The organism is Enterocloster aldenensis, assembly GCF_003434055.1.
Classification (GTDB): Bacteria; Bacillota; Clostridia; order Lachnospirales; family Lachnospiraceae; genus Enterocloster; species Enterocloster aldenensis.
Genome location: NZ_QVEX01000015.1, coordinates 61,239 through 86,420, shown reverse-complemented (window position 1 = coordinate 86,420; position 25,182 = coordinate 61,239). Strand labels below are relative to the sequence as shown.

Genomic DNA, 25,182 nt, shown 5'->3' with positions numbered 1-25,182 from the left:
CAGGGCGGAGGTGCGGGATTTGATTTGGACTGAGTATAATGAACAGGAGCATCTGGCTATGGAGCGGAAAGCGGCCAGAGAAGAAGGATGGGAAGAAGGATGGAAAGGCGGCCAGACGGAAGGCAGGATTCTAACATTAATCAACTTAATCGGAAAGATGACGGCAAAGGGCATGTCTATAGAAGAAACAGCAGATTTGCTGGAACAGGATACAACGTTTGTTAAGAGGATTCATGAGATGGTTCATAATCATCCGGAATGGGACAATCGCAGGATATATAAGGAGATGTGACTGACCCAATCAATCCAATATGACCTTTGGCTTGGGGCGCTGCGGTCGGGCTGTCGTCAGCCAGGGGGCAGCGCTTCGGTTTTGCGCCCTTATGGCTGAAAAGAAAGCAATAATAACTTAAGGTAAAGTGCAAATAGGATATTGGAAGGAAGAAAAACCCAATTGTCTCAACCCCAATTTCCTGATATAATAAAAACCATAATATAACAAATGAGGAACAATTGGGTTCCCGGGGGAGTACATTATGGCGGTAACCATTGCGTTGTCTAACCAAAAGGGCGGTGTGGGAAAGACTACATCAGCCTATGTGATTGCAACAGCGTTAAAGGAAATGGGCTACAGGGTCCTTGCAGTGGATATGGATCCGCAGGGAAACCTGAGTTTTTCATTGGGGGCGGATACGGAGAGCGCCACCATCTATGATGTCCTGAAGGGGGAGTTAAAGCCCAGATATGCGGTTCAGAAGTCCACATTGGTAGATATCATCCCGTCCAACATCCTTCTCAGCAGTATTGAACTGGAGTTTACAGGAGTCAGGAGGGAGTTCCTTCTAACAGAGGCCCTGGGTTCGCTGAAGGGTCTTTATGATTACATACTCATTGATTCGCCGCCCGCCCTTGGTATTTTGACGGTAAATGCATTTACGGCGGCTGACTATGTGCTGGTGCCCATGCTCTCGGATATTTTCAGCCTGCAGGGAATCACCCAGCTGGAGGAAACCATACGCCGTGTCAGGAATTACTGCAATCCTGATATCCGGATCCTGGGGGTGTTCCTTACCAAGCATAATCCCAGGACCAGGTTCAGCAAAGAGGTGGAGGGGACGCTCAGGATGGTGGCAGAGGATCTGCAGATGCCTGTGCTGGAAACATTCATCCGTGAGAGCGTTGCGCTCAGGGAGGCCCAGTCCCTGCAGTGTTCCGTGCTGGAGTATGCGCCTGACTGCAATGCGGTGCGGGATTACAAGAGCCTGATTCAGGAATTGATGCAAAGGGGGCTTAAGGCAAATGGCTAAGACCAGGACAGAGATTGACAAAGAAATGATGTACCGCAAAATCATGCCGTCTGCCGCAAAAAAGGATACGCCGGATCATGCAGGGGATATGGGCAAAGACGGTGGTGTTTGTGAAGCATCCGCCAAAACGCCGCAGGAAGCAGAGGGCGCTGCGTCCGGTATGTCCGGCGCGCCGGGATTTGGGTCCTTAACGCCGCCCACGGCAGCATCCATGGCAAAGGCCTTAAAGCGCAATCCGGTTACCCTGCCGTTTAAGGAAGAAAATAATATGGTGCTTGTTAACCTGATGGAGGAACTGGTCATATCGCGGCTGGATTCCACCCTGGACAGGTTTAACTGCTGTAAATGCGACAAATGCAAAAAGGATATTGCGGCCCTGGCCCTGAACCGTCTGAAACCGCGCTATGTGGTGATGAAGGAAGGGGACCAGGAAAAACGTGGTAAGGCAGAGCTTGAGAATGGTTCGGAGGTTACCGGGGCCCTTGTACAGGCCATCCTGGTGGTGAAAAAAGAACCATGGCATTAAAAAGCAGTATCTATAATGGAATTGAAAGATGAAAAGCCGTCAGGGCAGTGGCAGGAATGGCATCATTCCAGGCCGCGGTCCGGCGGCTGTTTCTTTGCAAAAAAATATTAAAAATTATTTTTGCCCTGTAAAGTTTCCATCCTGGCGTTCGATAAGTAATATAGGGTTATTAGAATCAGGATATAAGTATTACCATACAGAGAGCACCTAAAGAAAGGAAGCCGGGCTATGGATATGAAGATTACGAGAAATTACGCAGCGTACCAGAACGCTGTAAGCAGTGCAAAACACACGGAGAAAAGTGTTCCCCTGTCTCCCAAGGCAGCCGGTAAGGCCAGGGGGGACGCGGTCTGCATCAGCAGCGAAGGCGCAAAGAAAAGCGATGCTTCGTCCTTTGCCGCGGCATTGGCCAGGTCGATGCAGGAAGGCACCCCGGCAGAGCGGATATCTGACCTGAAGCAGCAGGTACAGGACGGCACATACCAGGTTTCGGCAAAACAGATTGCAAGGCGCATGATGAGCGGTCTGTAGGAAGGGGAAGCAATTGGAAGATATCATTGATTTTCTATTGGAATATACAGAGGCCCTGGAGGCCATGGAGCAGAAACAGGTTGAGAAACTGGGACTTCTGATGACCAGGAAACTGGATAAGGTGGAGCAGACCATCATGATGCAGCAGGCCATGGATAAGAAGCTTGAGAACCTGGAACGCAGGCGGCAGGAGCTGTTCACTGCCCATGGGCTGGATGGCAGGACGTTGAAACAGATTGCCGGTGAGGCAAAGGACAGTGAGCGGAAAGTGCTGCTGGAGCTGTACCGGAGGATTGACGGTTCCATCGGCAATATCCAATATTATAACAAGAAGGCGGAGACACTTGCGAAGTCTGAGCTGGAACGCATGGGCATTGATTCCAGGATGGTGGGGAACCCCACAGGAATCTATGGCCGTCCGTCCGTACAAAAGGGAAGTAAGCTGGAGAAAAAGGCCTGATATCAGGCAGGTACAGGGAGAGTGGCAGATTGAGACCGACATTTATGGGGCTGGAGACAGCTAAGAGGGGTATCATGGTGAACCAGAAAGCCATTGATATCGTTGGAAATAATATAAGTAATGTTAAGACAAAAGGATATACCAGACAGCGCCTGGATTCGGTAAGCGTCAATGTCTATGGCAGCAGCCAGTTCAACTACAGCTCCATACCCCTGGCAGGACAGGGCGTGGATGCAAAGGGAGTGGCCCAGATACGCAATCCGTACCTGGACGCCAAGTTCAGGGAGCAGTACAGCGATGTTGGGTATTTTGACCAGAAGGCAGCCATCCTGGACCAGATAGAGGGAATCATCAGTGACCCGGAAGTGGAAGGCACCGGCATTAAGTCGGCCCTTACCTCATTGTCCCAGTCCCTGGCGGATTTCAGCCAGAATCCATACCAGGAGACCAATGCCAATATTGTCATGCATGCGTTTAAGGCCGTGACCCAGGTCCTGAATGAATATGACGCCAATTTACAGACATTGATGGAGCAGACCAGGAATGATTTCTCCATTGCGGTACAGGACATCAATACCAAGCTGAACCAGCTGTCGGAGCTGAACCGGTCCATTGCCCATGAGATATTTGCAAACAGTGATTATGACGGGGTGAATTATGGACCCAATGATCTGCTGGACCAGCGCAATACCATCTTGGACGACTTATCCAGATACGGTTCTGTCCAGGTCACGGATCTGGATGGAGGCGGGGTCCAGGTTAAGTTTAACGGCAAGGTGGTGGTGGATGTGTCAGGGGCATCCTACACCAACGACCAGCTTATGATAGGCAGCGACGGCGCCAGCCTTACATGGAACAGCAACGGCAAGACGGCTAATTTGGGCAGCGGGGCCATCAAAGGCTTTACCGATATGCTTACGGGCAATGATTCCGTTACGGCAGGCATACCCTATTACCAGTACCAGCTGGATAACCTTGCAAAGACCCTTGCGGACGTGTTCAATCATAAGGTTCACGCAGATGACCCGGATTTCCCGGATAAGTATAAGGAACTTCTCAGCGGGGATGGGAACGGGAATATCACGGCCGGGAACATTTCCATCAGTGATAAGTGGGCGGCGGATTCCTCTTATATCATCAGGGATAAGAATCCGGACGGGGATTTGGACAATACGGATATCCTGGATATGAAGGCGGCCCTGGAACAGGATTTTAGTTTTGGCGGTGAGTTTTCAGGCACATTCAGCGAGTTTATCACCAAAACCACCAATACCCTGGGAAGTGAAATCAAGACCAACAGTTCCAGGATGCAGGCTTCCCTGTCCATTGCGGAAAGCGTGGAGTCGGAGCGCATGGGTGTATCCGGCGTTTCCCTTAATGAAGAGGGGATTAATATGATGACATATAATAAAGCGTATCAGGCCCTGGGGCGTCTTATGACAACCATGGATGAACAGCTGGATATGATTATTAATAAGATGGGTATTGTGGGACGTTAAGGAGGAGCATATGAGAATCACTGAAAATATGATGACAACTTCATATAATAAAAATCTACAGAGGAATATTTCTAATCTGGCGTCCTCCAATCTGAAGCTGGCATCCCAGCGGCAGTACAACCATGTATCCGAGGACCCGGCGACCGCGTCCAAGGCATTTGCAATCCGTGACCAGATTGCAAGGACCGAAGAACATATCAATGTGGTGAAGAATGCCACGGGGGAACTGGAGACAGCGGATTCCAACATACTGACCCTTAACTCCATCCTTGAGAATATTTATGAGAAGGCCACCAAGGCAGGGGGCGCCAGCAGCCAGGATTCCATGGACGCCATTGCGGAGGAACTGAGCGGTCAGATGGAGGAACTGCTTCAGACCATGAACGCCAGGTACGGGGACAAATTCCTGTTCTCCGGATCAGCCAACAGCCAGGCGCCGTTTACCCTGGACACGGATGGGAACCTGCTGTTTAACGGGAAGTCCGTGGATGCTTATGATAAGAATGATCCGGATACGTATTTTAGTGAAAATAAGCCGGTTTATCTGGACATTGGCTTTGGGACCTATGCCACGGGAACTAATACGGCTAAGACGGGAATTAAGATATCCACCTCGGGCGTGGATGTGCTGGGATATGGAAAGGACGAAAACGGGATGCCCAATAACCTGTACAGTCTCATAGGGCAGGTGAGGGACCAGCTAAAGGCCGGGGATAAGGAAGGCGCAATGGATACCCTGTCCCAGCTAAAGAAAAAACAGAGCAATATTTCCATTGCCACATCTGAGATAGGAACCAGGGAGAAGATGCTGGAGCGAACCCAGGACAGGCTGGAAACAAGTCTTGTGAACCTGCAGAAAAGCCAGAAGGACCTGGAAGCGGTTAAGGTGGAGACAGAGGCTGTGAACAACAAATCTGCGGAGACAGCCTGGATGATTACCCTGCAGCTGGGGTCCAGCATCATACCGCCGTCCATATTTGACTTTATGAAATAAGTTGAAACGAGGTGTCTGAGGATGAATGTGTTAAAAATTACAACAACTCCCATTAAGCTGTCCATGACCTCCCAGCGGGCCAGGCTTGAGAGCAGGATGCCTGACCCGGAAGTGGGTATCATACAGAATCCTGGCAGACTGAATATGAAGTCAGAGAATATCAAAGTGGATATTGACACGTCCCGCTCCAGGGGCAGCATGGGGTTCAGGACAGCCAGGGGAATCATGAGGGACGGGGCCCAGGCAGGCCTTAAGGCGGCAGCGGACGCCACGGCCCAGTATTCCAGGGTGGGCAATCAGATGATGCAGATACAGGACGGAATCACGGTGGCAGATATCATGAAGAACCAGATGATGGCCCAGACCAATATTACCACCGGGATAGCGTTCATACCATCGGTTGGGCCGGACATTTCCTGGAAACCGGCGGATTTATCCATTGATTATACACCGGCCCAGGTGGAATTCAAACCACAGGTGCAGGAACCGCCGGCCGCCTATGTGCCGGGAGAACTGAGGGTGGATGTGGAGCAGTATCCCAAAGTGGATATTGAATATATGGGCGAACCCATGTATGTGCCGCCCAGCGCCAATCCGGCCCATGAGGCGGTGGCGGAGTAGGGATTTGATGGAGGGATACATTTGAAGATTGAGACGCGGGATTTCGGAATCCTTGATATTGAAGAGAAGAACATCATAACATTTAAGCAGCCCGTTTTCGGCTTTGAGGAATATACCCAGTTCGTCCTTGTAAATGATTCCAATATGGGCAGCGGAATCTGCTGGCTCCAGTCCATTGAGCAGAAGAATATCTGCTTTATCATGCTGAACCCGTTGGAGGTAAAACGTGATTACGCCCCGGTGGTGATGCAGGATGTTTTAATCCTTCTGCAGGCAGTGCCTGAGGATGACCTGGACTGCTGGGTGCTCATGGTCATCGGGGAAACCTTCCGTGATTCCACCGTGAACCTCAAGAGCCCTGTCATCATTAACCATAAGACAAATCTGGCCGTCCAGGTGATTCTGGATCAGGATTATCCCATACGGCAGACTATATTCAGCCAGGGAGAGAGGGACGGCCTATGCTGATATTATCCAGAAAAAAGGGTGAATCCATTAAAATCGGAGATGATATCGAGATATTCGTGGCTGAAATCAAAGGCGACAAGGTGCGCCTTGGCATATCAGCCCCGGACGACATGAAGATATGCCGCACGGAACTCTACCTTACTGTGGAGAATAACAAGGAGGCGTCCGATAAGGTGGACCTTCTGAAGGTATTCCAGCTTTCCAGGAACTTAAAAGCCCTTGCGCAGGATAGCGCCCGGGAGGAAAAGGAGGGCGGGGATGGACACCATTGACCAGATGAGGATGCTGCTTCGGGAAAAGACCATCCTGCTGGGGCAATATGGGCAGGAGACCATGAGGTTAGATACGGACGATTCCGAGGCAGTGGATGAAATCGTGGCTGCCGTGGAGGCCAGGCAGGCCCTCATAGACAAGATTAACGGGCTTGACAAACAGATGGAAGGCCTGAGGGACGGCTCGGCTTATGGGAAACGCTGCTACAGCATAGGCAGGAACCGTTGTGATTACAGCAGCTTGAATGAAGGGGAACAGGGACTGTTCCGGGACGGCCAGGCTGTTTTTACCATGATAACCAGGATACAGGAGCTGGAAGCAGGGCTGCCGGAGAAGATGGCGGCGATTCAGGCACGGCTTCAGGAAAAGATAAAGCAGAACAATGTAAACGGTAGGTTTACCGGGTACTTAAAGCAGATGAATCAGGGGAGCAAAGGCGTGCTCTATGATAAAAGGAGATAGGGGGATAGGCCATGGCATCGGCATCATCAATTAATACAGTCAGCGCAGCCGGAAATAAAAACTACATATCGGGCCTTGCTTCCGGCATGGATACGGACAGCATCGTAGAAAGCCTGCTGATGGGTACCCAGACCAAGATTGATAAACAGACAGGACTAAAGCAGCAGCTGGAGTGGAAACAGGAAACTTACAGGGATTTGATTGGAAAGATCAATACCTTTGGCGATAAGTATTTCTCTTATTATGGTTCAGGACAGACCAACCTGATGAGTCCAACCACCTTTAAGACCATGACAGGACTTAGCAGCAACAGCGCCATTAAAATCAGCTCGGTTTCTTCCAATGCGGTCAGTTCCATGAAGGTGGATGCTGTTAAACAGCTGGCCACGGCCTGTACGGTGAAGACGGCGGGGACGGTGACAGGGGAACCGGTGGGGAATGTTGTGGATTTCTCCCAGTTTGCGGGCAAGATAGGAAAGACCCAGGCCTTTACTGTTACCTTAGATGGGGTTAGTAAGACGATTGAATTTGAGGTGGAAGAGGCAGCCGGACCAGGTGTTGCATCTGGTACAGTGGATGCGGATAAGACGCTTGCTAATATTAACCAGGCATTATACCGCAATTTTGGAACGGCAGTCGGCATGAAGCTGGAGCCCAACCCCGACCCTTCGTTAAACGGCACTCAGATCATGAAGCTGGTACAGCTTAAAACGGACGGGACTCCTTCAGATGAAGCGGTTAACTCTACGAGAAGGGTTATTATAGAGACAGCGGGAAGCAGCAGCGAGGCCAAGGCAGTCATTGCCAATTTAGGATTTAAGGGTGGGTTTTCTAATAAACTGGATTACGGGACCTCTCTGAAAAACATGAATTTTGCGACACCGTTACAGGGCGGCAGGTATGAATTTGAGATTAACGGGGTGACGATTAAAGGGTTGACCGAAGACTCTACCCTTAGCGATGTAATCAGTGCTATTAACAGCAGTGATGCAGGGGTGAAGGTTTCTTACTCATCAGCCTCTGATAAATTTATAATGCATTCGTCTTCCACCGGTGAAATATCCAATATTGATATGAAACAGACATATGGAAATCTGCTGACTACCATGTTTGGCGTGGAAGCCACCGGGTTCCAGTCATCTCTGTTTTCAGAAGAGCTGAAAGGTGCCTCCGTTAACCTGGAATCAATTGTAAATGATTTGAACAGCGGGAAGAACCAATCCTTAACCTTGGAAGTGGATGGGAAGGATTTTGTCATCAACCTGGAAGGGAAAACAGGAAGTGAGAAATATAAAGATACTGAAAGTGTAATTGCTGCCATAAATTCTAAACTTGATAAAGAGTATGGTTCACAAAGGATTAAATTTTCTTTGGAGCAAGATGCGTCAGCACCTCCCAATCAATTTGTTGTAATCGAATCCTCAAACCATAAAGTGGGTTTTACAGCAGACAACCTGGTCCAGGGGATTACCAATCAATTTGGTTTTACCGCTGGCCAGAATAATGTGATTGAAGGCAGCAGGAAATTAGCTGATTTAGGCATGACCGGAGAGATTTATTTAAATGGTGTTCCATTCCAGATAGATGCTTCTGCGGATTAGGACCTGGATTGGCTGGCTGGGAAATTAGGCGGGACATACGATGGCGGAAGGATTAATATAACAGGAAAGTCAAGTGGATTCAGTATCAGCGGAACAGCTGAAAGAAACGGGAATAATCTTGTCGAAAGCCTGTTTGGTAGTAAATCTGTTACATTAACAGCGGGTACGAATACAATAACGTCAAAGCAGGTGGCGGATACGGGAATCCTAAAGGGGAACCTGAAACTAACCCTGAGTGACGGAACCGCTAAGGCAATCGACCTTGGTGCAATGGCGTGGACATCAGGCAACCCCAATTTCGCTGATCTGGCTGCAAAAATAAATAGTGAATTAGGAGGGGGAAGCGGAGTCTCGGTCATTTATACTGCGGATCATAGGATACAGATACAGGGCACATCCCAGGGCTTTACCATAGAGGGAACGGATGCGGACGGAACCGCGCTGGTGAATAACCTGTTTGGCAAGGATGAGATGTTATTTTCATCCAGCCCTTCCGTCACCTCCGGCCAAAACGCCATCCTAACCGTCGATGGCACCGACATCGAGCGCAACACCAACACCTTTGAGCTGGATGGAATTACCATGGAAATCACTTCCACTTATGACGCTTTGAACGGTCCAATCAGCTTGACGACATCCCGTGATACTGATAAAATAATAGATAGTCTGAAGAGTTTTGTAGATGATTACAACACCCTGATTGAAGAGCTGAACAAGCAGCTGACAGAGACTGCCAATTACAAGAAATACGCCCCTCTCACGGATGCGCAGAAGAAAGAGATGAGTGACAAGGAGGTTGAGCTTTGGGAGGAAAAATCCAAGCAGGGACTCCTTCACAATGATTCCAATATCTCCAGCTTCCTGGGGGACATGAGGATGGCCCTCTACAGCAGCGTGGAAGGCGCCGGACTGTCATTGTACGATATCGGTATCGAGACATCGGATAACTGGCGGGATAATGGAAAACTGGTAATTGACGAGGACGCCTTAAGGTCTGCGGTGGCCACCAATGCAGATGCCATTGGAGCCCTGTTCACGGACAGGGACCAGGGACTGGGCGTTAAGATGCAGAATACCATCAAGGCAGCGGCCAATGTAAGCAGCGGAAGCCCGGGCAGCATGGTGCGGTATGCGGGTACCAAGGATGTGCTTACCACAAGCAATACCCTCTATGAGGAGATGAAGCACATTACAGAGACACTTTCCAACTTAAACACTAAGTATCAGTTGGAGAAGACAAGGTACTGGAAGCAGTTTACCGCCATGGAACAGGCAATTTCCAATATGAACAGCCAGAGTTCATGGCTTACCCAGCAGTTCTCATCATGATGAAGGAGTAATCAATATGCAGAATCCATATGCAAAGTATAAACAGCAGTCCGTTATGACCATGACCCAGGGAGATATGATTAACCTGTTGTATGACGAGATCATCAACCGTCTGAACAAGGGGCTTTTGGGGCTGGAGGTCAGGGACTTTGAAGCCAGCAATACCCATTTTAAGAAGGCTCAGGCCATTATCAGCCATCTGGAGTCCACACTGGACAGCCAGTATCCGGTTTCACGGAACCTGTCCTCTCTTTATGAGTATTTTAATCATCAGATCATCCAGGCCAATGTCAGGAAGAGTCCTGACCCGGTGCAGGAGGTACTTCCCATGATAATGGAACTGAAGGAAGCATTTGCCCAGGCGGATAAACAAGTTCGCATGAGCCATACGGGATGAGATAAGGGGGATGGGATATGCCGTTATTTGACGACAGGGCGTTAGGGGCCCTGGAACGGGGAATGGATGCCATGTGGCTGAAGCAGCAGGTTTCGAGCCACAACATAGCCAATGTGGAGACGCCCGGGTTCAAGGCCAAGAAGGTGGAATTCAGGGACGTGCTGCGTGAGACGGAGCAGGGCGCGGAGCGGATTGCAAAGCCGGTGGTGGAGGAAGACGCAGCCACCCAGGCCAGGCCGGACGGCAACAATGTCCAGGTGGAAAAGGAAGAACTGGAATTGTGGAAGGCGTATAGCCAGTATTCAGCGCTGACCATGCGGATGTCAGGCAAACTGTCCACGCTGCGGTACGTGATTAATAATACAGGTAAGTAAAGGAGCAGGCAATGGGGTATTTGGATTCACTTAATATAACAGGTTCCGCCCTGACGGCGGAACGGTTCCGCACGGACATCATCATGCAGAACCTGGCAAACCAGAACACCACCAGGACAGCTGACGGCGGGCCCTACAGAAGGAAACAGGTGGTGTTCCGCGAGAATTCACTGAATTTTAAGAATGAACTTGGCAAGGCCATGACCCGTGCAAAGGATGGCGGCGTGTATGTGGAGGAAGTGGTGGAGAGCCAGAATCCCCTGGTTCCTGTTTACGACCCGGATCATCCGGATGCGGATGAGGACGGTTATGTGATGATGCCCAATGTGAACAGTGCGGAGGAGATGGTGGACCTGATGGCTGCCAGCCGCGCCTATGAGGCCAATGTCACGGCCCTCAATATTGCAAAGAGCATGGCTTTAAAGGCCCTGGAGATCGGTAAATAAATGAAAAGGCAGATGGATGAAGAAGGAGGCCAGGAGTGGTTAAATACCTATGCGGATATGATAACCCTTGTCCTGACCTTTTTCGTATTATTATACAGTATATCAAATGTGAATATCAGCAAGCTGGAGGAGATTGCCACGGCCATGCAGCGGCAGCTGGGCATTGAGGTGCAGACGGATATTGAGGATGTGCCTCAGGATTTAAAGTATCCCGTCATAGGGGAGAACACTAAAGAAGCCATCCAGGTACCCGCCGGTTCCCAGAACACCCAGGCGTCAGCCAGGGAGATGGCCCGGATGGCCAGGGACATACAGACTTACTTTGATACCGAGAACCTGGATGCCATGGTGTCCAACAGCGAGAACGCGGTGTTCATCCGCTTTAAGAATGACCTGTTATTTGACCCTGACAGCGCGGTCTTGAGGGCGGACAGCAGGTCCATGCTGGATGCGGTGGGAATCATGTTAAAGGAAAAGCAGGATGATATCCTTGCGGTTTACATAAACGGGCACACGGCCCAGGCAGCCAACTCCCTGATCAATGACAGGCTCCTGTCCTCGGAACGGGCGGACAATGTGGCGATTTACCTGGAAGAACAGGTGGGGTTTGACCCTAAGAAACTGATATGCCGCGGCTATGGCAAGTATTATCCTATTGCGGATAATGCTACCAGGGAGGGGCGCGAACAGAACCGCCGGGTGGATATAATCATCCTTGGAAATGGATACAAGCCAGAAGATACCATAGACGGGGTGGAGACAATGGACCCTCTGTTCCCGGTAACCATGCCGGGAGATAAGGCCATGATGCAGGAAGGAACAGGCAGTGATTAAGAGTTACGATTTTAAATCACCTAAGAAATTTACAAAAGAGCGCATGAGCACGGTGGAGAATCTGTATGACAGTTTTGCCCGTGCCCTGGCGCCGTATCTCACAGGCCTTCTCCAGTCCTACTGTGAAATCAGCATCAACGGGATTGTGGAGAAGCGTTATCAGGAGTTCAGCAATTCAGTGCCGGACCGCTCCCTGTTTGGGATGATTACGCTGAGTCCGGCCAATAAGGATTACAATGAAGCGCCTCTGACCATGGAAGTGGATACCAGGCTGGCGTTTTTTATGATTGAGCGCCTTCTGGGCGGCGTTGGTTCGGAGTATGAGCTGACCAGGGATTTCACGGATATTGAAAAGGCCATCCTCCAGTATGTCCTGGGCAAGATAACCGAGTTCCTTGGGGAGTCCTGGGGGCAGTACCTGGATGTGCAGGCGTCCCTGACAGGGCTGCAGACCAATCCGCATCTTCTGCAGATGAGCGCCCAGGAGGACGTGGTCATCCAGGTGGAGCTGGAGGTGGTCATTGACAAGCTGTCTGCCCGGCTTAACATGGTCATGCCTGCGCCTAATGTGGAAGAGCTGACATCCAAGTTCGGCTATTCCTTTGCGGCCAGCCAGAAAAAGCAGGATGAGGAGAAAAAGAAGTCCAAACGGCATTATATTGAACAGCATCTTTTGGCGTCCGAGGTGGAGCTTAGGGCCATCCTCCATGAGTTTACCCTGGATGCCCAGGATATACTCCAGCTTACGCCGGGGGATGTGATTCCCTTAAACAAGAAAGTGGACAGCGGCATTTCCGTATATGTGGAGGATGTGGCCTGTTTTGAGGCAAAGGCAGGACATACCAGGCTGCGCAAGGCAGTGGAAATCAGCAATGAGCTGTAGCCGGGAGGAGTGAGTATGTTAAACATGGATAAGGATGCCATAAAGGAACTGCTGGAGATGGAGGCAGTTCCAGTGTGCAATATATTAGGTTCCCTTCTTGGCAGGAACGTTAAGATAGCCGTGTCCAGGGTGGAGGAGACAGACACGGATGGGCTGGCAGGCTGCCTGCCTCATTTTAATGTGGTCATAGAAGGGCGCAGGACAGCCAATGGGCTGACAGCGGACCAGCTTCTGGTTTTCTCCAAGGAAGATATGGTGCGGCTGACCAACTATATCATGGGAGTGCCCGTTGACACGGACAGTCCCATGGATGAGATTGCCCTCAGCACACTTAAGGAGGTTGCGTCCCAGTGCATGACGGCTGCCGTGGCTGAACTCAATGATTTCCTTGGGCGTGACATGGGGGAATTCATTACCGGGATATCTGCATACGGCAACACGGAGCGTGTCCAGGACCTGACCAGGGTGTGGGGGACGGGCAGCCGGTTTGTGATGGTCCGCCTTCACTATGTCATTGACGGGGTGGTGGAGTCGGATGCCTTCATCCTTGCATCCCGGGCAATGAAGCAGGTGCTTGGCATACCGGACATTGAGGAGGTGCCCCTGTCCGGGATCCAGGAACATATGGAGAAGCCGAAGCCGGCAATATCGGTCCAGGAGGTGGCGTTTCCCGAATTTAAGTACACGCCCCTTCAGTATGACAGGGAGCAGATCGGCGATGACAAGAAGAAGCTGATGGACATGACCCTGGATGTATCGGTCAGGATTGGAAGTACGGTGTGCAGTGTGAAGGACGTGCTTTCCTTTAAGGAAGGACAGGTCCTGGTGCTGGATAAGCAGGCGGGCTCCCCGGCCGACGTGGTGGTGAACGGGGAACTGGTTGGCAGGGGCGATGTGCTGGTAAGCGGGGACCATTTTGGCACCCGTATCATAGAGATCATGGGCAAGAGGGATTGATATGGCATTTTTGAAAATACTGTTTTACCTGATTGTCCTTATAGTGGTCCTGTTCCTGGCCTATTACACAACCAGGATGCTGGGGCGTGGCATGAGCCTTAAGCAAAGGTCTGCGGGCATGCAGGTATTGGACCAGATGACGGTTGGACGTGACAGTTTCCTCCTTGTGGTAAAGGTACAGGAGGAAATCCTGCTGTTAGGGGTTTCTCCGGCCGGGATTACCAGGCTGGAGAAACTGGATACATATGAGACACTGGCGCTGGCGGAAACGACGCCGGATTTTGCCGCTGTCCTCACGTCCCGGTTAAAGGCGCGCAGGAACAGGGATGAGCAAGGAAAAAGAGGCGGGAGAGAAACGCAATGAGTGGAAGCAGTACAAGACTGGGAAGGAATATGGGCCGTATCCTGGCCGTGGCCGTATCCGCCGTTACATGGGCAGGCAGCGCAATGACTGCCTATGCAACGGATGTATCCGTGACCCTTCAGGGGTCATCGGGCACTGGAAAGCCCATGGACATGCTGGATATCATGTTCCTTTTCCTGTTTCTGGCCGTGGTCCCGTCCCTGATCATCATGATGACCAGCTTTACCAGGATTGTGATTGTCCTGTCCTTCCTGAGAAATGCCTTAGGCACCCAGCAGTCCCCGCCCAACCAGATACTGGTAGGGCTTGCGCTTTTTCTGACCCTGTTCATCATGGCGCCGGTATTTACCTCTGTTAATGTACAGGCGTACCAGCCATACAGGTCAGGGGTCATTACCAGGGAAGAGGCATTTGACCGGGCCCAGGAACCCATGAAGGAATTCATGCTGAAGCAGACTGAGAAAAAGAGCCTGGATCTGTTCCTGTCCATATCAAAGACAGATCCGCCGGATACGTCCCAGGGACCGGAGGGGTATATGGAACTGGGGCTGACCACCATTGTGCCGTCTTTTATCCTGAGTGAGCTTAACAAGGCATTTACCATGGGATTCCTTATATTCATCCCATTCCTCATCATAGACCTGGTGGTATCCAGCACACTCATGTCCATGGGAATGGTCATGCTGCCGCCTACAATGATTGCGCTGCCATTTAAGATCATGATGTTCGTGCTGGTGGATGGATGGAGTCTGGTCATCAAGACGCTGGTACAGAGTTTTCGGTAAGGAGGTATTCGGTTGAACGCGGAGCAGGTTATGGAAATTATGAAGGAAGCCATGCTGGTGGCATTTGAGCTTGCGGGCCCGCTTCTGATTGTCAGTATTGCGGTAGGCCTTCTGGTGGCCATTTTCCAGGCCGCCACACAGATTCATGAACAGACCCTTACATTCGTGCCCAAGCTTCTGGTCATTGCACTGGTGCTTCTGGCCCTGGGTTCCTGGATGAGCAAGGTCATGAATGAATTTGTGGTGGAACTGTTTGCAATCATGGCATCCCTTTAAAGCCGGGGGTGGGTGATGGACAGCAGCGTTTTGGGTTATTTTGATATTTTCCTTCTTGTGTTTGCCAGGATGGGAGGTATGATCTTCATCAATCCTGTGTTTGCCAGGAAGGGTGTGCCGCTTATGGTGCGTACCGGCCTGACGCTGGCGCTGAGCCTTCTCATTGCGCCCGCAGCCAGGGCCGGGGGACAGGCAGTGTTTTTGTACTCCGCCTTGGATATGGCCGCGGCCCTGATCCGGGAATTGATTCTGGGAGTGGGTATCGGGTGTGTGTTCCAGATATTTTTTTATATGCTGTATGTGGCCGGGGACCTTTTGGATACGGCTTTCGGCCTGGCCATGGGCAAGGTCATGGACCCCATGAACGGGGTGCAGACAGCAATCCTGGGGCAGTTTGTGAATATATTCTTTTTCCTGTACTTTTTTGCCACTGGCTGCCATCTGCTGACAATCCGGCTGTTTGCCTATACATATGAGGTGATACCGGCGGGGGCAGGGGTGTTCTTTGGAAGGAAGGTGCTGTGGTACTTCATCACCATGACGGCAACCGTGTTCCTGATGGTGATTAAGCTGGCATTGCCCTTTGTGGCGGCTGAGTTTGTGCTGGAGATGACCATGGGTGTTCTGATGAAGCTGATTCCCCAGATCCATGTTTTTGTTATCAATATACAATGTAAGATTTTGCTGGGAATCCTTCTTATGATCCTGTTTGCCTATCCCATGGGTGCGTTTATGGATGGGTATGCAGAGGCCATGATGAAGGAGGCCCAGAATATAATCATGATGCTGGGGCGTGGCTGAAGAACTGGTTTTGCCCCGCTTCGCGGCATATTTGGTCCCAATCCGGTTAACGCAGCCCGCTGCGCCTCCCTTATCAGGACCAGATTTCCCACGAAGCGGGACGCATATCCGACGGGTGGGGAGGGGTGCTGCTTTGCGCGGCATCCCTTTTGTAAAATGTGATGAAACCTGTCAAAGGCAAACCCATGGAAGGGAGGTGGTGAACCGTGCCTGCAGATGAAAAGACTGAGAAAGCAACACCGAAACGGCGTCAGGATGAGCGGAAAAAGGGAAATGTGTTCCAGAGCAATGACGTGGCCGCTGTCTGTTCCATGCTGGTCCTGTTCCACTCCCTGAAGGCCCTTGCGCCCCATATGCACCGGAATTTCCGGGATGCCATGTACCTGTTTATGGGTATGGCCGCTGATTCGGACAGCTTTTATCAGGAGGCGGGCAGGGACATGCTGGTAAAGGCCATGCTGCTGTTCCTGGAGTCGGCCCTTCCCCTTCTGTTCATCGGGGTCCTCACGGCTGTGGCGGTCACATTTTTCCAGACCAGGATGGCATTTTCCCTGGATGTGCTGAAGTTCAAGATGGAGCGCGTCAGCCCCCTTAAGGGCTTTAAGAGGATGTTTTCCATCCGCTCCGTGGTGGAACTGATTAAGGCGCTTATTAAGATTACCATACTTGGATGGGTGGTCTATGTATTCCTGAAGGGCAGGATGGAGGAGCTGTCCAGGCTGATGGAGGGAACGGTGGAGGGCGCCCTTATCTTTACCGGTAATACCGTGCTATCCCTGGTGGATACGGTTGGGGCCGCGTTCATTTTCCTGGCTTCCATGGATTATCTGTACCAGTGGTGGGAGTATGAGAAGAACCTGCGCATGAGCAAGCAGGAGATAAAGGAAGAGTATAAGCAGACCGAAGGAGACCCCCAGATTAAAGGGAAAATCAGGGAAAAGCAGCGTCAGATGGCTTCCATGCGCATGATGCAGAACGTGCCCAAGGCAGATGTGATCATCCGTAACCCCACCCATTACGCGGTGGCGCTGGGGTATGACACGGACAAGGACCGGGCGCCGGTGGTGCTGGCCAAGGGCGCGGATCATCTGGCCCTGAAGATTGTGGAGGTGGGGGAGGCAAACGGCGTCTATATCCTGGAGGACAAGCCCCTTGCAAGGGGGCTGTATGCAAGCGTGGAAGTGGATATGGAGATACCGGAGGAGTACTACCAGACCGTTGCCAAAATCCTTGCATTTGTGTATAAGCTGAATGATAAAAAGCTTTGATTGTTGATAACATGGGATAAAAAGGGGAATACAGTGGATAACAGCATGATTGTTTTTGACAAGGTGACAAAGATATACGGAAAGGGAGAAAAAGCCCTGGACCAGGTCAGCTTCCAGGTGGATAAGGGAGAATTCGTGTTCCTGACCGGCAACAGCGGGGCAGGCAAGACCACCATGCTGGAACTTATATTAAAGGATACGGATCCGTCTGAGGGAAATATAAGGGTCAATGGGATTGACCTGGGCTGCCTGCGGGAGCGGCAGGTCTACCGTTACCGGCGCTACATCGGGATGGTGTTCCAGGATTTCAGGCTGTTTCCTGACTTTACGGTCTATGAAAATGTTGCCTTTGCCCAGAGGGTGGTTGAGGCGGATAAAAAAGTGATGAAGCGCCGGGTCATGGAGGTGTTAAGCCAGGTGGGTCTGGAAGGGAAGGCCCGCTGCTACCCATCCCGCCTATCAGGAGGGGAGCGGCAGAGGACCGCCCTTGCCCGGGCAGTGGTGAATCAGCCCGTACTGCTGCTGGCGGATGAGCCCACAGGCAACCTGGACCAGAAGAACGCGGAGGAAATCATGCGGCTGCTGGAAAAGGTGAACCGGCAGGGGACCACGGTGCTGGCCGTGACCCACAACCAGGAGCTGGTGAAATACATGCACAAGCGCCAGATTGTGCTGCGCTACGGCAAGGTGGTCCGGGACCTTGCAAGGGAGGGACTGGCATATGCGCGTTAGGACATTGCTGTACCTGTGCAGGCTGGGGCTTAAAAACCTCTGGCACAACCGGGTGTATTCGGCGGCTTCCATCATCACCATGTCGGCCTGCATTTTCCTGTTCGGGATTTTTTACCTTGCAGTGGCCAATGTGGACGCACTGGTCCAAAAGACAGAGAGGGACGTGTACGTATCCGTGTTTTTTGACGAGGACGTGCTGCCTGGACGTGTGGATGAAGTAGGGAAGCTGATTCAGGACAGGCCGGAGGTGCTGCGGACCGTATATGTGTCGGCAGAGGAGGCCTGGAGCGGATTTAAGGAAGATTATTATGGGGACGGGGAAGTCCTGGACGGTATATTTAAGGATGATAACCCCCTGGCAGCCAGCGGCAGCTACCAGGTGTATATAGACGGGGCGGATTGGCAGGAGGATTTCGTGGATTATGTGTCCGGGCTTTCCGGCGTCAGGAAGGTAACACATTCCGCGGATACCATCAGGGCCCTGCAGCAGATTAAGTCTGCCTCATCCCGGCTTATTGCCGGAAGCGCTGCGGTGCTGGTGGTGATATCCGTCCTGCTCATCCATAATACCCTGGCTGTTGGGATTGAAGCCCAGAAAGAAAAGACCAGGGTAATGCGCCTCATGGGCGCCAGGGAAGGATTTGTTAAGATTCCTTTCCTGGCACAGGGAATCGTGATGGCGGTGGCAGGCGTCTGCATCCCCCTGGTCCTGCTGCTGGTATCCTACCGGTGGGGGACGGGCCTGGCAGTCCCTGGACTGGGGATTTATGCCGGCCAGGCGGGGCTGCTCAGTGAGGCGGTCGTGTTTCCGGGGCTGGTAAGGGCGTCGGTGTGCCTTGGGCTTGTTACCGGGGGCCTGGGAGGGGCGTCGGTCATGGGGAAGCTGAACCGGAAATAGGGATGGGTTACTGCTGGTTCTGCCGCACCAGCCACTCGTTAAAGTACGGCTTGATTACGCTGAAGGGCGCGGGGCCGATGTCCAGCAGGAAACGGTTGAATTCCATATCCGTGTATCGGCTGCCAAGGGTTTTCTTGGCCTCGCGCTGCAGGTTGATGATCTCCAGGTAGCCCACATAGTACTCCAGGTAGTTGGCCGGATTCTCCGCAATGTCATAGTAGATGGTGCTGATGACAGAGGTATCGCTGATGCGGAAGTACAGGTTTAAGTAATCCTCTACCTGCTTTAAGTCCCAGCCTTCATAGTGGATGTTCACATCCAGGATGGCATAGAGGGCCAGGGTAAATGCCGCGTTGTGGCGGAGCAGTTCCCCAAGCTCCGGGTCCAGCCCATTGTCCAGGGTATAGGCGTAGTATTCCACGTAAGTGGCCCAGCCTTCGGAATAGCTGCTGAAACTGAGAAGCTTCCTTATGTTGTAGTCATTGCTGCGGTTAAAGTACAGGGTCTGGTACATGTGTCCGGGATAACCTTCGTGGGCCAGGGTGGTGTACAGGTTCCTGGCGGTATTGGTGCTTCCGTTGTTGATGTAGATGGAATTATCCTGGGGACGGTCAATGGGCACGGTCAGGTAAAAGGCAGGGCTCAGCGTGGATTCCAGGGCAGCCGGCACATCCTTGATGTTGCAGACATAGTCCTCAATGGCAGGAAAGTCCTTGGCGCACTGTGTGCGCAGGTTTTCCAGGATTTCATTGGGGTCTGTCAGGGTAAATGAATAGGAGTACAGCTTTTTTGCCAGAAGGGGGTTTTCGGTAAGCAGCTCATCCATGGCTGTCAGGTCATCCATCATCTGGTCGCTCATGGCCTTTTTCAGCGACGGGATATCCTGGTAGGACGTGCCTGTATATGCATTTACCAGGTACTGGTAATACTTTTGGCCCTCGGGGAAATAAAACAGCCCCTTGTCATTGGTCCCGGTGCCTTTTAGCGGGGTCAGCCCTTCTATGAGCTTCTGGTAGGCAGGAACAAAATGCTCATTGATGGCAGCGTGGTTCCTGGCATTATAGTCCGCTTTTTCCTGATCGGTCAGCCCCTCCACCTGGTTAAGCCTCTGGGAAAATGTCTCTGCCATGAAGCTGTGGTCCGCGTCCAGGAGATATGCGTTGCAGGACTGGATGATCCGGTCAATGGCAGTGTCGCACAGTCCAAGTCCTGCTTCTGATTTCTGCTTTTCATATTCCACAATACTCTCATAGTAGGTATCAATGGAGGACAGCAGGGAAAGGTAATCCTCCACATCCTGTCTGGTATAGAAAACATATTCAGACAGCAGGATGGGAAGCTGGGACTGGATGCCGAGGGAGGAGGAAAGGGGCTGGTCGTACAGCTCCATGCCTTCGCTGTCCAGCATGGTATTCAGGTACGAGGACAGGATGGTATATGTAAGCAGCTGGTCCTCACGCAGGTAACGGCTGTCAATGTCATTCAGTTGTACTTTCAGGGATTTTGCATCATTCAGAGCCTGTTTCGTATCCTCCAGGGAAACGGTCCCCAGGGTTTTATCATAGTCAGTGATGCCGAAGGCGGCCGGATCGGCCAGGGTGTAGTGCAGGGTAATCAGGGAATTGTCCACTTCGTCCAGGAACAGGTCGTTCATCATCTGGTCAAAATGTTCCTGGGTCTCCAGCGTGGCTTTCTCATACTTTTCGTAGGATGCCGGACTTTCTGCCGGTGTTCCTGCCTGGTCAGGGCTGTCTTTGCCTGGCCTGGGACCCGGGGCCACACATCCGGTTACCAGCGTGGCGGTCAGGATCAGGGATAAGATAAATTGGAAATATATGTTCTTAAACTGTTTCATTCTACAATCATTCCTCCGTCAGGTTGTATGCGTTTCGTTGGCCTGTGGCACTCGGACCATTATATAGTATATGTAGGGAAATATCAACTTATGTGTCAAAGAAACCCTGTATGAAAGGGAAAAACCGGGCTCATGTCTTGACGGATAAGTGGGAAAAGCTTATACTTAAAACTATTACAGAAAAAGAGGGAAATGATTATGTGTCAGGATTGTAAAAAACCATATTATATTACCACAGCCATTGCCTATGCCTCCGGAAAACCCCACATTGGCAATACCTATGAGATTGTTCTGGCTGACAGCATTGCCAGGTATAAAAGGGAACAGGGATATGATGTATTCTTCCAGACCGGAACAGATGAGCACGGTCAGAAGATTGAGGAGAAGGCCCAGGCCGCAGGAGTGACCCCGAAGGAATTCGTGGACAGGGCTGCCGCTGAAATCAGGAGGATCTGGGACCTGATGGACACTTCCTATGATAAATTCATCCGTACCACGGATGCCGGACACGAGGCCCAGGTGCAGAAAATCTTCAAGAAGCTTTATGACCAGGGGGATATCTATAAGGGCTACTACGAAGGGCTTTACTGCACTCCCTGCGAGTCCTTCTTTACGGAGTCCCAGCTGGTGGACGGCAAGTGCCCTGACTGCGGGCGCGAGGTGAAGCCGGCCAAGGAGGAGGCTTATTTCTTCCGTATGAGCAAATATGCCCCGAAGCTGATTGAACATATCAACCAGCATCCTGAGTTCATCCAGCCTGTTTCCAGGAAGAACGAGATGATGAATAACTTCCTGCTGCCGGGGCTTCAGGACCTGTGCGTGTCCAGGACCACCTTCAGCTGGGGTATTCCGGTTGACTTTGATCCAAAGCATGTGACTTATGTATGGCTGGACGCGCTTACCAACTATATCACGGGCATTGGGTATGACTGCGGCGGCAGCAGTACGGACCAGTTTAAGAAATACTGGCCTGCCGACCTGCATCTGATCGGCAAGGATATCATCCGTTTCCATACGATTTACTGGCCCATCTTTTTGATGGCGCTTAACGTGCCCCTTCCAAAGCAGGTGTTCGGACATCCGTGGCTGCTTCAGGGCGACGGCAAGATGAGCAAATCCAAGGGCAACGTCCTTTACGCAGATACCCTGGTGGACTTCTTTGGCGTGGACGCGGTGCGCTACTTTGTGCTTCATGAGATGCCATTTGACAATGACGGCGTGATTTCCTGGGAGCTGATGGTGGAGCGTATGAACTCTGACCTGGCTAATATCCTGGGTAACCTTGTGAACCGCACCATTTCCATGAGCAACAAGTACTTTGACGGTGTTATCGCGGATAAGGGCGCTGCCGGGGAAGTGGATGAAGACCTTAAGAAGGTGGTCCTGGAGGAAGTCAAGAAGGCGGATGCCAAGATGGAGCAGCTGCGTGTGGCAGATGCCATGACGGAGATTTTCAACATTTTCAGAAGATGCAACAAGTATATTGATGAGACAACGCCATGGACCCTTGCCAAGGATGAGGCGCAGAAGGACAGGCTGTCCACCGTGCTTTATAACCTGACGGAATCCATTGCCATCGGCGCGTCCCTTCTGTATTCCTTCATGCCCGGGACAGCAGGGAAAATCCTGGCACAGCTTAACACGGTTAAGCGGGAGCTGTCCCAGATGGATTCCTTTGGGCTGTATCCGTCCGGCAGCAAGGTGACGGACAAGCCGGAAATCCTTTTTGCCCGTATGGATGTAAAGGAAGTGCTGGATAAGGTGGAAGCCATGCAGGCTGCCCAGGCAGCAGGCAGCGCAGCCGCAGACGGCGGTGCACAGGGTATGGACGCCGGTGCGGATGGAAGCAGCGGGGCCGGGGATGACGTCATCGATATTGAGGCCAAGCCGGAGATAACCTATGATGATTTTGCAAAGCTTCAGTTCCAGGTAGGGGAAATCATCCAATGCGAGGCGGTTCCAAAGTCCAAGAAGCTGCTTTGCTCCCAGGTCAGGATAGGAAGCCAGACACGCCAGATTTTAAGCGGCATCAAGGCTTACTATTCACCAGAGGAGATGGTGGGTAAGAAGGTCATGGTGGTGACCAACTTAAAGCCTGCAAAGCTGGCAGGCATGCTGTCAGAGGGGATGATCCTGTGCGCTGAGGACGCAGAGGGCAATCTGGCCCTGATGAAACCGGAAAAGGATATGCCGGCCGGGGCTGAAATCTGTTAAATATAATATGGACGGGAGCGGGACAGATAATAGATGTCCCGCTCTTTTTGCATGATTTTGGACCTGAATGGGGATGAAATAGGTAATAAATGGGAGAATATATGCATTTTATATGGAAAACAAGACCAAAAGTGGGAGAAACTTGCATTTTTTCCCATTTTGCAGTATGATAAAAAGACACGAAAGACCAGGGGCATGATAAACACAGGATTGAATGGGGAATGGGAATGAACACAGGAACTGGCAGCTACAGGCTGTACACAAGCAGGTCATATGGAAACCGGCGCCGCGGACTTACAGGCAATCAGCTTAAGGTTCTGGGCATAGTGGCTATTTTGATTGATAATGTGGGGGCAGTGCTTATACAGGGAGGTATACTGCACGCTGCGGACCGGACGCTGTACCAGGCCATGATTGCAACCCGGTCCGGGCATATATGGATGATTGCAGGACAGGCCTGCCGTTACATGGGCAGGCTGGCCTTTCCTATTTTTGCGTTCCTGGTAGCGGAGGAATTTGTCCGGACCAGGGAGCGGGGAAGGTATGCCCTGCGTATGCTGCTTTGCGCTGTGGTTTCGGAAGTCCCCTTTGACCTGGCCGTATACCACAGGGTGTTTTATCCTTATTACCAGAACATGCTGTTTACATTGTTTATCGGAATCATGGTCATCATGGTCATGGAATATACCAGGAACCTGGGTATCCAGCTGGCGGCCCTTGGGGCCGGATGCGCGCTGGCCTGGGTGTGCCAGGCGGACTACAATGTGATTGGCGTGCTTTTGATTACTGCCATGTACTGGTTCCGCCACAATGATATTGCCCAGCTGGCGGTGGGGGTGGTGCTGTGCGCCCTGGAGAGCGTAAGTTATTATTGTGTTTCCGCACTGGCATTTGTGCCGGTTGTGCTGTATAATGGCAGACGCGGGGCATTTCAGTTAAAGTACCTGTTCTATGTGTTTTATCCTGTACACCTGCTGGCGTTATATGGGATTGGACAGTATGTGCTGAAGGCATAGGTTCTGCGGATGGCGGGAGTGGATGGCCCGACATGGCCTGTCAGGATACAGTACAGGACAGAGGATTAAAGGAGCTTGGGATATATGATTTTTGACACACATGCCCATTATGATGATGAGGCGTTTGAAGAGGACCGGGAGGCGCTTTTGGAGAGCCTTAAGGATGGCGGCATCGGAGCGGTGATGAATGTGGCCGCCAGCCTGGAAAGCTGCAGGACCACCCTGCTGCTGGCCGGACATTATGACTGGATGTACGCTGCCCTGGGAGTCCATCCCAGCGGGACGGCAGAGCTTGACGAGGCAGGACTTAAGTGGATGGAATTCCAATGTTCCCACGAAAAGGTCAGGGCAGTGGGCGAGATTGGCCTGGATTATTACTGGGAAGAGCCGGAGCACTCCGTACAGAAGATATGGTTCGTGCGCCAGCTGGACCTGGCCAGGAAAGTGAAGCTTCCTGTGATTATCCACAGCAGGGACGCTGCCAAGGACACGCTGGATATCATGAAAGCGGAAAAAGCCGGTGATATGGGCGGTGTGATCCACTGCTTTTCTTATGGGAAGGAGATTGCAAGGGAGTACCTGGATATGGGATTCTTCCTGGGGATTGGAGGCGTGTCCACCTTTAACAATGCTAAAAAGCTTAAGGAAGTGGTGGAGTATGCACCCCTTGAGTCCCTGGTGCTTGAGACAGACTGTCCGTACCTGTCGCCTGTGCCCAACCGGGGCAAGCGCAATTCATCCCTGAACCTGTCCTATGTGGTGGATGCGGTCAGCGCGCTTAAGGGCGTGGACCGGGAGACTGTTATCCGGGTGACATGGGATAATGCATTGCGACTATATGGGATGCAGCATTAGGGCGTGTCTGGAAAATTGCTTTCCGTCAGCTGTGCGGCCCACCTTGTGGGAATGAATTTTCAAACACACCCTAGATATATTATGTTCTTAGGGAAGTGCCCCTGCGATTCCTGAATGGGAGGGCAGGGGCACTGCTTTATTATTTTAATCAAAGAC

At 51.6% G+C, this 25,182-nt stretch carries 30 protein-coding genes and 1 pseudogene; 30 read left to right on the top strand and 1 reads right to left on the bottom strand.

Going from position 1 to position 25,182, the window contains the following annotated elements; translation table 11 throughout:
* The first annotated feature begins 19 nt into the window (after positions 1 to 19).
* The 27 genes and pseudogenes from DWX59_RS29075 (at position 20) to DWX59_RS22235 (ending at position 19,086) form a co-directional block, all read left to right on the top strand.
* Positions 20 to 292 (top strand): hypothetical protein, encoded by a 273-nt coding sequence (locus DWX59_RS29075; RefSeq protein ID WP_207660458.1) that lies wholly within the window; start codon positions 20 to 22, stop codon positions 290 to 292.
* A 244-nt stretch (positions 293 to 536) separates the two neighbouring features.
* A complete protein-coding gene (locus DWX59_RS22350; protein ID WP_117561599.1) occupies positions 537 to 1,307 on the top strand; it encodes a ParA family protein in 771 nt (256 codons plus the stop codon).
* A complete protein-coding gene (locus DWX59_RS22345) occupies positions 1,300 to 1,833 on the top strand; it encodes a late competence development ComFB family protein (RefSeq protein ID WP_117561597.1) in 534 nt (177 codons plus the stop codon). Before DWX59_RS22350 ends, DWX59_RS22345 begins: the two co-directional genes overlap by 8 nt.
* A gap of 228 nt (positions 1,834 to 2,061) precedes the next feature.
* Positions 2,062 to 2,364, top strand: a complete 303-nt coding sequence (locus tag DWX59_RS22340; RefSeq protein WP_117561594.1) for a flagellar biosynthesis anti-sigma factor FlgM — start codon at positions 2,062 to 2,064, stop codon at positions 2,362 to 2,364.
* Positions 2,365 to 2,377: 13 nt separating this feature from the next.
* Positions 2,378 to 2,824, top strand: a complete 447-nt coding sequence (gene flgN / locus DWX59_RS22335) for a flagellar export chaperone FlgN (protein WP_117561592.1) — start codon at positions 2,378 to 2,380, stop codon at positions 2,822 to 2,824.
* Positions 2,825 to 2,853: 29 nt separating this feature from the next.
* The gene (flgK, locus tag DWX59_RS22330; protein ID WP_117561589.1) at positions 2,854 to 4,323 is read left to right on the top strand and encodes a flagellar hook-associated protein FlgK; all 1,470 of its coding nucleotides are present in this window, start codon (positions 2,854 to 2,856) and stop codon (positions 4,321 to 4,323) included.
* 10 nt (positions 4,324 to 4,333) lie between these two features.
* Entirely contained in the window at positions 4,334 to 5,317 is a 984-nt protein-coding gene (locus DWX59_RS22325) for a flagellin N-terminal helical domain-containing protein (protein WP_117561586.1), read from the top strand.
* Positions 5,318 to 5,338: 21 nt separating this feature from the next.
* Positions 5,339 to 5,938 carry a DUF6470 family protein gene (locus DWX59_RS22320; RefSeq protein WP_117561584.1) on the top strand — a complete coding sequence of 200 codons (600 nt, stop codon included), beginning with the start codon at positions 5,339 to 5,341 and terminating at the stop codon, positions 5,936 to 5,938.
* A gap of 21 nt (positions 5,939 to 5,959) precedes the next feature.
* Positions 5,960 to 6,406: a flagellar assembly protein FliW gene (gene fliW / locus DWX59_RS22315; protein ID WP_117561581.1), complete on the top strand. Its 447-nt coding sequence runs from the start codon at positions 5,960 to 5,962 to the stop codon at positions 6,404 to 6,406.
* Positions 6,400 to 6,678, top strand: coding sequence for a carbon storage regulator CsrA (gene csrA, locus DWX59_RS22310; RefSeq protein WP_117561578.1), 279 nt, complete (start codon positions 6,400 to 6,402; stop codon positions 6,676 to 6,678). Before fliW ends, csrA begins: the two co-directional genes overlap by 7 nt.
* The gene (locus DWX59_RS22305) at positions 6,665 to 7,141 is read left to right on the top strand and encodes a hypothetical protein (protein ID WP_117561576.1); all 477 of its coding nucleotides are present in this window, start codon (positions 6,665 to 6,667) and stop codon (positions 7,139 to 7,141) included. The genes csrA and DWX59_RS22305 overlap by 14 nt, the downstream gene beginning before the upstream one ends.
* Positions 7,142 to 7,152: 11 nt before the next feature.
* Complete coding sequence (locus tag DWX59_RS29700) at positions 7,153 to 8,742, top strand: flagellar cap protein FliD N-terminal domain-containing protein (protein WP_268878122.1); 1,590 nt, start codon at positions 7,153 to 7,155, stop codon at positions 8,740 to 8,742.
* 189 nt (positions 8,743 to 8,931) lie between these two features.
* The gene (gene fliD / locus DWX59_RS29695; protein ID WP_268878121.1) at positions 8,932 to 10,071 is read left to right on the top strand and encodes a flagellar filament capping protein FliD; all 1,140 of its coding nucleotides are present in this window, start codon (positions 8,932 to 8,934) and stop codon (positions 10,069 to 10,071) included.
* Positions 10,072 to 10,087: 16 nt separating this feature from the next.
* Positions 10,088 to 10,468 carry a flagellar export chaperone FliS gene (gene fliS / locus DWX59_RS22295; RefSeq protein ID WP_117561574.1) on the top strand — a complete coding sequence of 127 codons (381 nt, stop codon included), beginning with the start codon at positions 10,088 to 10,090 and terminating at the stop codon, positions 10,466 to 10,468.
* Positions 10,469 to 10,485: 17 nt separating this feature from the next.
* On the top strand, positions 10,486 to 10,842 hold the full coding sequence (locus DWX59_RS22290) for a flagellar basal body rod protein FlgB (RefSeq protein ID WP_117561571.1): 357 nt from the start codon (positions 10,486 to 10,488) through the stop codon (positions 10,840 to 10,842).
* Between the two features lie 11 nt (positions 10,843 to 10,853).
* Positions 10,854 to 11,288, top strand: a complete 435-nt coding sequence (gene flgC, locus DWX59_RS22285) for a flagellar basal body rod protein FlgC (protein WP_117561568.1) — start codon at positions 10,854 to 10,856, stop codon at positions 11,286 to 11,288.
* Positions 11,289 to 12,122 carry an OmpA/MotB family protein gene (locus DWX59_RS22280; RefSeq protein ID WP_117561566.1) on the top strand — a complete coding sequence of 278 codons (834 nt, stop codon included), beginning with the start codon at positions 11,289 to 11,291 and terminating at the stop codon, positions 12,120 to 12,122. It abuts the gene before it with no gap.
* Positions 12,115 to 13,005 (top strand): flagellar motor switch protein FliM, encoded by an 891-nt coding sequence (locus tag DWX59_RS22275; RefSeq protein WP_117561563.1) that lies wholly within the window; start codon positions 12,115 to 12,117, stop codon positions 13,003 to 13,005. Before DWX59_RS22280 ends, DWX59_RS22275 begins: the two co-directional genes overlap by 8 nt.
* Positions 13,006 to 13,020: 15 nt before the next feature.
* Positions 13,021 to 13,962, top strand: coding sequence for a FliM/FliN family flagellar motor switch protein (locus DWX59_RS22270; RefSeq protein ID WP_117561561.1), 942 nt, complete (start codon positions 13,021 to 13,023; stop codon positions 13,960 to 13,962).
* Position 13,963: 1 nt separating this feature from the next.
* Entirely contained in the window at positions 13,964 to 14,326 is a 363-nt protein-coding gene (locus DWX59_RS22265; RefSeq protein ID WP_117561559.1) for a FliO/MopB family protein, read from the top strand.
* 83 nt (positions 14,327 to 14,409) lie between these two features.
* Positions 14,410 to 15,111, top strand: a complete 702-nt coding sequence (gene fliP / locus DWX59_RS22260) for a flagellar type III secretion system pore protein FliP (RefSeq protein ID WP_459208982.1) — start codon at positions 14,410 to 14,412, stop codon at positions 15,109 to 15,111.
* 12 nt (positions 15,112 to 15,123) lie between these two features.
* Entirely contained in the window at positions 15,124 to 15,387 is a 264-nt protein-coding gene (gene fliQ, locus DWX59_RS22255) for a flagellar biosynthesis protein FliQ (RefSeq protein WP_117561554.1), read from the top strand.
* Positions 15,388 to 15,402: 15 nt separating this feature from the next.
* Positions 15,403 to 16,188, top strand: a complete 786-nt coding sequence (locus tag DWX59_RS22250) for a flagellar biosynthetic protein FliR (protein ID WP_117561552.1) — start codon at positions 15,403 to 15,405, stop codon at positions 16,186 to 16,188.
* A 24-nt stretch (positions 16,189 to 16,212) separates the two neighbouring features.
* Positions 16,213 to 16,350 (top strand): annotated as a pseudogene (locus DWX59_RS30110) (hypothetical protein); the annotation flags it as partial.
* 44 nt (positions 16,351 to 16,394) lie between these two features.
* Positions 16,395 to 17,456, top strand: a complete 1,062-nt coding sequence (gene flhB / locus DWX59_RS22245; RefSeq protein ID WP_117561550.1) for a flagellar biosynthesis protein FlhB — start codon at positions 16,395 to 16,397, stop codon at positions 17,454 to 17,456.
* A gap of 45 nt (positions 17,457 to 17,501) precedes the next feature.
* Positions 17,502 to 18,188 carry a cell division ATP-binding protein FtsE gene (ftsE, locus tag DWX59_RS22240; RefSeq protein WP_117561712.1) on the top strand — a complete coding sequence of 229 codons (687 nt, stop codon included), beginning with the start codon at positions 17,502 to 17,504 and terminating at the stop codon, positions 18,186 to 18,188.
* The gene (locus DWX59_RS22235) at positions 18,178 to 19,086 is read left to right on the top strand and encodes a cell division protein FtsX (RefSeq protein WP_117561548.1); all 909 of its coding nucleotides are present in this window, start codon (positions 18,178 to 18,180) and stop codon (positions 19,084 to 19,086) included. The genes ftsE and DWX59_RS22235 overlap by 11 nt, the downstream gene beginning before the upstream one ends.
* Before the next feature lie 7 nt (positions 19,087 to 19,093).
* Here DWX59_RS22235 and DWX59_RS22230 read toward each other — a convergent pair whose 3' ends face one another.
* On the bottom strand, positions 19,094 to 20,941 hold the full coding sequence (locus tag DWX59_RS22230; protein ID WP_117561545.1) for a DUF885 domain-containing protein: 1,848 nt from the start codon (positions 20,939 to 20,941) through the stop codon (positions 19,094 to 19,096).
* A gap of 198 nt (positions 20,942 to 21,139) precedes the next feature.
* On the opposite strand from DWX59_RS22230, the gene metG reads away from it, so the two are divergent.
* From metG to DWX59_RS22210, 3 genes are all read left to right on the top strand, one after another.
* Complete coding sequence (gene metG / locus DWX59_RS22225) at positions 21,140 to 23,155, top strand: methionine--tRNA ligase (protein WP_117561543.1); 2,016 nt, start codon at positions 21,140 to 21,142, stop codon at positions 23,153 to 23,155.
* Positions 23,156 to 23,382: 227 nt separating this feature from the next.
* Positions 23,383 to 24,171 carry a TraX family protein gene (locus DWX59_RS22215; protein ID WP_117561710.1) on the top strand — a complete coding sequence of 263 codons (789 nt, stop codon included), beginning with the start codon at positions 23,383 to 23,385 and terminating at the stop codon, positions 24,169 to 24,171.
* 84 nt (positions 24,172 to 24,255) lie between these two features.
* Complete coding sequence (locus tag DWX59_RS22210) at positions 24,256 to 25,026, top strand: TatD family hydrolase (protein WP_117561538.1); 771 nt, start codon at positions 24,256 to 24,258, stop codon at positions 25,024 to 25,026.
* Positions 25,027 to 25,182: the final 156 nt, after the last annotated feature.